The sequence below is a fragment of the Streptomyces acidicola genome, from assembly GCF_009377235.1.
Classification (GTDB): domain Bacteria; phylum Actinomycetota; class Actinomycetes; order Streptomycetales; family Streptomycetaceae; genus Streptomyces; species Streptomyces acidicola.
Genome location: NZ_VMNX01000303.1, coordinates 1 through 9,993 on the forward strand (window position 1 = coordinate 1; position 9,993 = coordinate 9,993).

Sequence of the window (9,993 nt, forward strand, 5' to 3'; positions counted from 1 at the left end):
GCGCGTCATCAAACGCAAGATGTCCAACTGGAAGCTCAAACGCGCCGAGCACCACAATCCGCCCCGGCCGGACACTCCCTACGTGACCCTGGTCGGGCCGACCAAGGCCAGGCCGACCCGCCGGAAAACAACCTAAATCACCGGTATTGAGCCTAGATGATCAATTCCAAGGGATGCCTGCGGAGGGTGTGGGGTGGGCGGCCGAAGCCACCGCGAGACGGTCAGGCGGCGGGCCGCCGGCCCTGGTTGTCGGGGTGGCAGCGGGCGGTCAGGCGTCAGGGTCGACTTCGGGGTGCGTGAACCGCACGGGCTTGCCCAGCGACCGGGCGTAGGCGATTTCGGCTCGGGTGCTGTCTCCGATGTAGTCGCCGACTGCGAGCACCTCATCAGCGAGCCGGATCTTCGCCCGGTGCAGATCGTCGAGTCGAACCTTCAGCGCCTCGGCCTCGACAGGATCGGACCAAAGTTCGTGCGGCGACTTCATGTCACAGCCCGGTTTGACGACAATCTTTCCGGCTTTGGTCTCCCGCAGATCGGCCTCGTTCATCTCGGTCATGAAGCGGGTGGAGCCGCAGATCACGACGATACGCGGGAGGCTCAACAGCTTCTTCGCGTCGGCGAGCTTCTCCTCGGGGGTGAGCAGTTGCGGGTATGGCACTGGTTCCTCCTGGTGGTGTGGTCCAAGGGGTGCCTGCGGAGACGAGAACGAGGGTGTCCAAGATCGTTTTGTGACGAACGACGTGGACACCCTCGCGACAGCACTCTATGCGACGACCGACGACATGCTGAAGGAGCATCCCGACCTGGCGCCGTGGCGCCCGCCGGTCGGCATTACGCCCCGCCTGAGCGATGCCGAACTGGTCACCCTCGCCACGATGCAGGCCATACTCGGCTACACCTCCGAGGCCAAATGGCTCCGCCATGCCCGTGCCCACCTGCGCCACCTCTTCCCCTACCTGCCCCAGCAGCCCGGCTACAACAAGCGGCTGCGCAAGGCCGCCGGTCTGATACGAAGCGTCAACCGGATCCTGGCCACCACCACCTCGTTGTGGAGCGACGACGTATGGGTCGTGGACTCCACCCCGGTGGAATGCGGCCGCTCCCGCGAGACCGTCAAACGCTCCGAGCTGGCAGGCTGGGCCGAATACGGCTACTGCGCCAGCCACAGCCGCTTCTTCCGGGGCCTGCGCCTGCACCTGGTCCGCACCCTTCAGGGCCTGCCCACCGCCTTCGCTGACCGGGGCCAAGGCCGACGAACGCGAGACCCTCCTTGACCTCCTGGCAGCCGAATGCGAGCTTGCGCGAGAGCGCCCCCGACAGACTCTCATCGGCGACAAGAACTACTTCGACCGTGGTTTCGAACGCGAACTGTCCGAGCGTGGAGTCCAGTTGCTGCGGCCTGCCCGTAAAGGTGAACGGGAACGGCCGGGCGCAGCCGCGCTGGACTTCATCGAGGCCGAGTGCGCCGACCCGGCCTCGCCCCTGTTCGGTGTCCCGGAGGCGGCCCTGATGGCCGAGTTCCCGGCGCCCGACCAGTCCCGCCGGGTACTGGAAGCCGTGGGCAGCGGTGACCGTACGCACGCCAACATCGCGGCGACGGCCGGCAGCCAATGCGGGGCGCTGCCATCCGGGATACTGTCCCCACTGCTGCGGCGGCTCACCGAGGAGAAACGGGTCCTCGCCTCCGACATCCCGTTGTCCACCAGCCCCGGAAAACCGGCCCTGTACCGCGTGGCCGACAGCAACCTGCGCCTCTACCTGGCCGCCATGCGCTCCGCGCAGGAACTGTCACGGCGCGGTCGGCCCGAGGCCGCGTACCGGCTCGTCCAGCGGCGCTGGACCGCCTGGCGCGGGCGAGCTGTCGAACCGCTGATCCGGGAGGCGCTGGAGTTGGCCGCCGCGTCCGGGGACTTCCCCTGGCCCGACACGGCGGTCGTGGGCGGTTGGTGGAACCGCCGTTTCTCCCCGGAGATCGACCTCATCGGTGCGGACCGCTCCCCCGTCGCGAGCGCCCTCTGCTTCGCCGGCTCCGTGAAATGGCTCGCCTCGCCGTTCGACCAGCACGACCTGACCGCCCTCAGGACAGGCGCCTCCCAGGTCCCGGGCTTCACCCCGGGGACGACAGGGCTGGCGGTGGTGTCCCTTTCCGGGACGACGGCGTCCGTCGCCGACGACGGGGTCGGGCTGGTGTGGGGTGCTCAGGGAGTGGTGTCCGCCTGGGGTTCGTAACCTGACCACTCGGCCATGGCCGTGCGGCGCCCGGGACTTCCCCGGTCCCGGGCGCCACCGTTCGGCTCAGCCGCCCGTCGCCACCTGTCCCTTCGCCACGGACGGTGTGCCCGAACCCGTCGCGGAGCCGCCGTTGCGGCGGATGAGGGCGACGCCGATGACCGCCAGGACGGACGCCGTGGACAGGGTGTACAGGCCGCCGTTCGTGGAGCCGGTCGTGTCCTTGAGGTAGCCGAAGAGGGTGGGGGAGACGAAACCACCCAGGTTTCCGATGGAGTTGACGACCGCCAGACCGGGCGCGGCGACCTTCAGGTCGAGCCCCGACTGGGCCATCGGCCAGAACAGGGTGGCCGCGACCTTCCCGCCGACCGCGGCCAGCGTGATGGCGGCCAGGCCGAACCAGGGGGAGCCCAGGGTGGCGAGGAAGGTGCCGATGGCCGACAGGACAAGGGCGATCGCCAGGTACGGGCGGCGGTCCGGGGCGCCGTCGGTGAAGTGGCTCACCGTGTACATCGCGATCACCGCGCAGATCCAGGGGATGGCCGAGAGGAGGCCGACCTGGAACGGCGACAGCCCGCCGATCTCACTGACCAGGCTCGGCAGCCAGAAGGTGATCGCGTACCCGGTGAGCGCCATCGCGAAGAAGACGGTGGTCAGGAGGGCGACCTGGGGGTGGATGATGAGCTTGAGCCGGGACACCTTGGGTGCGCGGCTGCGGGCCTCCTCGTCCCGGGAGACCGCCGCCCTCAGCGCGTCCTTCTCCTCCCGGGTCAGCCAGCGGGCGTCCTCGATGCGGGAGACGAGGAAGAAGCCGGCGATGAACCCGACGACGATCGAGAGGAGCCCTTCGAGGGCGAACATCCAGCGCCAGCCGGCGAACCCGCCGACCCCGTCCAGCTCCAGCAGCGCGCCCGTGATCGGGCCGGTCACGATGTACGCGGTGGCCGAGCCGCCGAGGAAGATCGCGCTCGCCCGGCCCCGGCTGGAGTCGGGCAGCCACTGGGTGAAGTAGAGCAGCACACCGGGGAAGAAACCGGCCTCCGCGACGCCGAGCAGGAAGCGCAGCCCGTAGAACATCCACACGTTGTGGATGAAGCACATCGCCACGATCACTGCACCCCAGGTGATCATGATCCGGGTCAGCCACACGCGCGCGCCGAACCGCTCCAGCAGCATGTTGCTGGGCACCTCGAACAGCGCGTACCCGATGAAGAACAGCCCCGCGCCCAGGCCGTAAGCGGTGGCGCTCACCCCGACATCGGCCCTGAGCTCGTCCTGGACGAAGCCCACGTTCGTCCGGTCCATCTGGTTGATCAGCAGCATCAGGACCAGGATCGGCAGCATTCGGCGCAGGAACTTGCCCACCGCCTGGCGTTCCACTTCGGGTATCACGACTTGTGACATCGTTGTCTCCCCTTCAGGGTCGTGCACATACGTGAACTGCAATCACGTACGCGAGAACCTGGGGAACCTTACGGAGGCCCGAACTTCCAGGTCAATGGGTTGGTTCGGTAATCACGTATGTGAACCAAAGTGCAGACCACAGGCCCGGAATCCGGGGCGGGTTCCGGGCCCTGTGTCCAGCCGTACGAGCCGTACGAACTCCGCATGAACCCTGTCCGGGCCCTACCAGTCGTACGTGCGTCAGCTCGCGGTGGCCGAGGCTCCCGGCTGCACCGAGTCCTCCGTGCCCGTGTGGGTCGCCTCCGGGTCCACGCCGACCGTGAGGGTGGCGAGCACGCCCTTGGCGATGTCGCCCTTCTTGTACTTCAGCTTGAGGAGACCGCCCTGGGTGCCGCTCTGGTCGTAGATGGTGTCCTCGTCGAGCGTGGTGCGCTCGGTCGTCGACGTCGAGTACGGCTCGACCTCGGCGGAGGCGAGGACGGACTCCTCGTCGAAGAAGAACTGGCCGGTGTGGCAGGTGTTACCGCCCTCGTAACCGCCGTCCGTCCACTCGCCGCCCACGTGCACCTTGGTGTGGATGTGGACGCAGCGGCCCCGGTACCAGCCCGGGAAGATCGTCTTGAAGGTGACGAAGCCCTGCTTGTCCGTCTTCCAGGTGCCGCGCAGGTAGCGCTTGTCATCGGTGGGCTCCTCGTGCTGGCCGCCACCGCCACCACCCCCGCCCGTGCCGTCGGTGGGCGCACCGGACGGCGGCTCACCCGTCGGCGTACCCGAGGGGGCGTCCGTGGGGGCGCCACCACCACCGCCCGTCGACAGGCTCTCGTACCCCGAGTAGAGGCCCAGCGCATCGCAGTGCCAGATGTCGACGGCCGCGTTCCGGACCGGCTTGCAGCTCTCCGCGTCGATCACCTTGAGGCGGAGGGTCAGCGGGATGCCCTCCTTGTCCTCGGTGATGTCCTGCCGGATCTTGTCGGCGTCGATGTAGTACGGCCCCTCGGTGGTCTCCGAGGTGAGCTTGTAGCACTCCTCCGCGGTGCTCGCGGTGCTGCTGGAGGCCTTCGCAGAGGCCGCGTCGGCCACCTCGCCCGTCCCGCCCGCGCTCGCCGTCGCGACGACGGCTCCGCCCACGCCCACCGCGGCCAGGGCGCCGGCGCCCGCGACCACGACCTTGCGGCGCGACAGATCCCGCTTGTGCTTGGGCCCCTGGGCCGCCTGGTTTCCGGACTCGTTACCCGTCTCGTTTCCCGTCATGGAAGGGAAGTTAGGGAGGCAGCCTGTCAAATCCTTGAGAAGGGTCTTGGTTTCCCCTGTATTCCTGCACTCCTGTATTCCTGTGGCTCTTCCCCACGCACGGAAAAGGGCCCTGAAATCGACGATCGACTTCAGGACCCTTTCCGCAGAGCCCGAAAAAAGGCCCTACTCCTCCTACTACTTCCTACTTCGGCTGAGGCTTGCGCACCGAGAGGTGCAGCTCCCGCAGCCGCGCCTCCTCCAGCTCCGTCGGCGCGCCCATCATCAGGTCCTGGGCGTTGCCGTTGAGCGGGAAGGCGATCGTCTCGCGGATGTTCGGCTCGTCGGCCAGCAGCATGACGATGCGGTCGACGCCGGGGGCGATGCCGCCGTGCGGCGGGGCACCGAAGCGGAAGGCGCGAAGCATGCCCGCGAACTGCTCCTCGACGGTCTCACGGTCGTAACCCGCGATCTCGAAGGCCTTGAGCATGATGTCCGGCTCGTGGTTCCGGATGGCGCCCGAGGACAGCTCGACGCCGTTGCACACGATGTCGTACTGCCAGCCGAGAATGTCCAGCGGGTCCTGGGTCTCCAGGGCCTCCAGCCCACCCTGCGGCATCGAGAACGGGTTGTGCGAGAAGTCGATCTTCCCGGTCTCCTCGTCCTTCTCATACATCGGGAAGTCCACGATCCAGCAGAACCGGAAAACGCCCTCCTCGAAGTGCCCGGCGCGCTTCGCGGCTTCCACCCGCACCGCGCCCATGATCTTTGAGACCTCGTCGAAGTCGCCCGCGCCGAAGAACACCGCGTGACCGGAGGCCAGCGACAGGCGCTTGGTCAGCTCGGCGACGTTCTCCTCGGTCAGGAACTTCGCGATCGGGCCCGTCAGCGAACCGTCCTCGTTCACCCGCACCCAGGCCAGGCCCTTCGCACCCTGCGAGACCGCGAAGTCACCGAGCTGGTCGAAGAACTTCCGGGGCTGCGCGGACACGTCCGGCACCGGCAGGGCACGTACGTGCTTGCCGGCGAAGGCCTTGAACTCCGAACCCTCGAAGATGTCGGTGATGTCGACAAGCTCCAGCTGGGCCCGCAGGTCCGGCTTGTCGGAGCCGTACTTCAGCATCGCCTCGCGGAAGGGGATGCGCGGGAACGGCGAGGTGACGTGACGGCCGTTGCCGAACTCCTCGAACAGCTCCGTCATGAGCTTCTCGATGGGCTGGAACACGTCCTCCTGCTCGACGAAGGACATCTCCACGTCGAGCTGGTAGAACTCGCCCGGCGAACGGTCCGCACGGGCGTCCTCGTCACGGAAGCAGGGCGCGATCTGGAAGTAGCGGTCGAAGCCGGAGATCATCAGCAGCTGCTTGAACTGCTGCGGGGCCTGCGGCAGCGCGTAGAACTTGCCCGGGTTCAGGCGCGACGGCACGACGAAGTCACGGGCGCCCTCCGGGGAGGTGGCGCTGAGGATCGGCGTGGCCATCTCGTTGAAGCCCAGGGCCGTCATCTTGTGACGGATGGCCGAGATGACCGCCGTACGCAGCATGATGTTGCGGTGCATGCGCTCGCGGCGCAGGTCCAGGAAGCGGTACTCCAGGCGCCGCTCCTCGTTCACCCCGTCCTCGGCGTTGATCGTGAACGGGAGGGGGGCGGCCGCGCCGAGCAGTTCGACCTCACCCACCTCGACCTCGACCTCGCCGGTGGGCAGGTCCGGGTTCACGTTCTCGGTTCCACGTGAAACGACCTTGCCGTCGACACGGACGGTCGATTCCTTGGAGAGCCTGTCCAGCGCCTCGTACGCCGGGGTGCCCGGGCGGGCCACCAGCTGCGTGATGCCGTAGTGGTCGCGGAGATCGATGAAGAGGATGCCGCCCAGGTCGCGCCGATTGTGCAGCCAGCCGCTCAGCCGGACGTCGGTGCCGACGTCAGAGGCGCGGAGCTCGCCGCAGGTGTGGGACCTGTACCGATGCATCGTCGTTCATCCAGTCTTCGCGGATCGGGTTTCGCCGGGGTCGCACCCCGGAGCGCCGGGCGGGGTTGAGCCCGGAACTGCCAGGGTACCGGGCGCCTCCGGCGGTTTGGGGGGTGCATTTCGTGTGCCGGGTGGGTGCGTCTTCGTCTGCCGGGTTCTGTTCGTGGGCGGCTGCGGGTTCATGGTGGCTGGTCGCGCCCACGCGGCGGAGCCGCATATTCAACACAGCCCCGCGCCCCCAAGCAGCACGGGCGCACCCGGCACCACCAAGGCATCGCCGCCGGTGCGTCTTCGTCTGCCGGGTTCTGTTCATGGGCGGCTGCGGGATCGTGGTGGCTGGTCGCGCAGTTCTCCCCGCACCTTAAAAGCACGGCGCCCGCCCCCACGCACCGGCAGCCGCGTACGCACGGCAGGGGGCGTGTCGGGGGGTGTCCGCCCGCAGCGGCCGGCGTCCGCCGCCGGGCACCGTCATCACCCCCACAGAACCGCCGGACCGAGGACGGAGACCCCCCGGCGCGCCCCCGACCCACGAACAAACCGCAGGCCACCACCGGAGACGCTCACCGCGCGACCAACCGAAGACGCACAAACCGTAGGCGTCCGCCCCGCGCCACCCAGCGGAACGCACCCGCGCCCGCGCCACCCAGCGGAACGCACCCGCGCCCGATCCACTCAGCGGAGCGCACCCGCGGACGCGCAACGGCACTTCCCCGCCAATGAACCCCACCCCTACCACCCACCCCACCAGCCACGCACCGCCGCCGGGCCGCCGACGCCCGAACGGAGACAGCGCTTTCCCCTTTCTCCACGGCTCACGGGACAGCGGCGGCTCCCGGCCACACTGGCCGGGCGTGATCCCCGGCTTCGGTGGCAGTGTCCGATCAGCTGTTCTTAAAGTGGGTCAATGCTCACTGGTGAGCCCCTGCCCGCCGTAGGGGACGTCCTGTCCGCTCTCGCGACCGGCCTGTGGCGCTCGGACACCGAGGCCGGGCTCGTCACTCTGGACGCCGAGGCCGCGCGGCTCATCGGGCTGCCGCCGGAGCCGACGAAGATCACCGAGGGCGGCATCCGCGCCCGCTTCCACCCGGAGGACTGGATCGAGGTCGACGGCGTCGTCCGGCTCGCCGTCACCGAGGGGACCATCGCCGAGGTCCGGATGCGGGTCATGGACGAGCGGGGACGGGTGGTGCGCCTCGTACGCAGCCGATCCAAGCCGATCGTCGACCCCGTCACCGGGAAGTACCAGCTGATCGGCACCCTCCAGGAGGTCTCAGAACCCTCACCGGGCACCGCCGCCCGCAGCCCCGTCACCGGCGACTGGCGCCGCTCACGCGAGGCGTTCCTGCTGGACGCGGGCCGCGCGCTGGCCGAGGCGCGCTCCACGGAGGAGGTGCTGCGGGTCGCGGCCGGGCTGTCCATGCCGGGCTTCTCGCCCGACGGCCTCGCCGTCTTCGGCGTGGAGGCCGACCGGCTCACCGTCATCGGGCACCACGGGCAGAAACCCGGCGACGAGGGCCCCTTCACCCAGATATCGCTGGAGATGGACTACCCGGCCGCCGAGGTGGTGCGGACGGGCCGCGCCGTCTACATCTCCTCCCCCGCGGACTACAAGTCCCGCCACCCCGCCTCCTGGCCCCTCGCCGAGCCCTTCGGCCGCCGCTCCTGGGCCTTCCTGCCGCTCACCGTCGCAGGGCAGACGATGGGCGCGTGGATGGCGGCGTTCGCGAATCCCGTCTCCTTCACGCCCGACGAGCGCTCGGTCCTCACCACCGTGGCCCGCATGCTCGCCCAGGCCCTCTCGCGCGCGGGCACCGCCGAGACCGAGCGCGAGCTCACCGACGGGTTGCAGCGCTCGATGATGCCGACCCTGGGCCCGGAGATTCCCGGCATGAACGTGGCCGCCCGCTACGTACCCACCGGCGGCGGCCTCCAGGTCGGCGGCGACTGGTACGACCTGATCCCGCTGCCGGGCGGCCGCTTCGCCCTCGTCATCGGCGACGTCCAGGGCCACGACGTACGCGCGGCCGGCCTCATGGGCCAGCTCCGCATCGCGCTGCGCGCGTACGCCTCCGAGGGCCACCGCCCGGACGCGGTCCTCGCCCGCGTCTCCCGCTTCCTGTACGGGATCACGTTCGCAGAGGACAGTGAGCACAGCATCGACCTGCGCTTCGCGACCTGCCTGTACATCGAGGTCGACCCGGCGACCGGCACGCTGGACATCGCCCGCGCCGGGCACCCCGAACCGGCGGTCCGGATGGCCGACGGCACGGTCCTGACGCGGCACACGGCGGGCGGGCTCCCGCTCGGCATCGACCCGGACGCCGACTACCCGACGACCCGGATCACGCTGGAACCCGGCGAGACCATGCTGATCTGCACGGACGGCCTGATCGAGACCGGCGGCCACGACCTGGACACCGGCTGGCACCGCATCCGTCGCATCCTGGAGGCGCACGAGGGCGACCTGGAGGCGTTGGCGGACGCCCTGGTCCAGGGGGTGCACGGCCCGTCCTCCCACCACACCCCCGGCCCGCTGGCCGACCGCCGCGAGGACGACATCGCGATTCTGCTGCTGTGCCGGCAGGGCAAGGGCTGCGGCGACACCGCCCCCGTCCGGCCCTCCATGCGCCGTACGGCCCTGACGGTCGCCCAGGACGAGCCCGACCAGGTCGCCGGTGCCCGCCGGCACGTGCGCGACTTCCTGCACGACTGGGCCCGCGACGACCAGGTCGACTCGGCCGTCCTGCTGGTCTCCGAGGTGGTCACCAACGTGCTGGTCCACACGGACGCGGACGCCCTCCTGGTCGCCGAGGTCACCGACGGGCAGGAGCGGCGCCGGATACGGATCGAGGTCACGGACGCCGGCGACGACCTCCCGCACAGGCGCCACCCCGGCGAACTCGCCTCCTTCGGGCGCGGGCTGATGCTGATCGAGCTGCTGGCGGACGCGTGGGGCGTGGACCCGCGCGGCAAGGGCAAGAGCATCTGGTTCGAGTTGTACGAGGCGGCCCCGGTGGGCGCGAGGTAGCGCCGTACGGAAACAGCCACGGTACGGAAGCAGCCACGGTAGGAGAGCGGTACCGAAGCAGCCGCAGCAAGAGATCGGTACCGAAGCAGCCACGCTGCGAACCCGGTCACACCTCCCCCGCCCCCGCCTCACC

The 9,993-nt window shown here is 69.4% G+C and carries 6 protein-coding genes and 1 pseudogene; 3 read left to right on the forward strand and 4 right to left on the reverse strand.

Features of this window, described 5'->3' with window-relative positions; all coding sequences use genetic code 11:
- Positions 1-268: 268 nt before the first annotated feature.
- The gene (locus FPZ41_RS41450) at positions 269-658 is read right to left on the reverse strand and encodes a hypothetical protein (protein ID WP_322621389.1); all 390 of its coding nucleotides are present in this window, start codon (positions 656-658) and stop codon (positions 269-271) included.
- Positions 659-728: 70 nt separating this feature from the next.
- On the opposite strand from FPZ41_RS41450, the pseudogene FPZ41_RS41455 reads away from it, so the two are divergent.
- Positions 729-1,434: pseudogene (locus tag FPZ41_RS41455) on the forward strand (transposase); the annotation flags it as partial.
- 333 nt (positions 1,435-1,767) lie between these two features.
- Positions 1,768-2,229, forward strand: coding sequence for a DUF234 domain-containing protein (locus FPZ41_RS50070; protein WP_322621390.1), 462 nt, complete (start codon positions 1,768-1,770; stop codon positions 2,227-2,229).
- 66 nt (positions 2,230-2,295) lie between these two features.
- Here the strand turns inward: FPZ41_RS50070 and FPZ41_RS41465 are convergent, their stop codons facing one another.
- From FPZ41_RS41465 to aspS, 3 genes are all read right to left on the reverse strand, one after another.
- The gene (locus FPZ41_RS41465; RefSeq protein ID WP_152869413.1) at positions 2,296-3,633 is read right to left on the reverse strand and encodes an MFS transporter; all 1,338 of its coding nucleotides are present in this window, start codon (positions 3,631-3,633) and stop codon (positions 2,296-2,298) included.
- Between the two features lie 240 nt (positions 3,634-3,873).
- Positions 3,874-4,884 carry an intradiol ring-cleavage dioxygenase gene (locus FPZ41_RS41470; protein ID WP_152869415.1) on the reverse strand — a complete coding sequence of 337 codons (1,011 nt, stop codon included), beginning with the start codon at positions 4,882-4,884 and terminating at the stop codon, positions 3,874-3,876.
- A 184-nt stretch (positions 4,885-5,068) separates the two neighbouring features.
- Positions 5,069-6,832 (reverse strand): aspartate--tRNA ligase, encoded by a 1,764-nt coding sequence (gene aspS, locus FPZ41_RS41475; protein ID WP_152869417.1) that lies wholly within the window; start codon positions 6,830-6,832, stop codon positions 5,069-5,071.
- A gap of 904 nt (positions 6,833-7,736) precedes the next feature.
- Between aspS and FPZ41_RS41480 the strand changes: the two genes are divergently transcribed.
- Positions 7,737-9,860, forward strand: coding sequence for a SpoIIE family protein phosphatase (locus FPZ41_RS41480; RefSeq protein ID WP_152869419.1), 2,124 nt, complete (start codon positions 7,737-7,739; stop codon positions 9,858-9,860).
- The last annotated feature ends 133 nt before the right edge of the window (positions 9,861-9,993 follow it).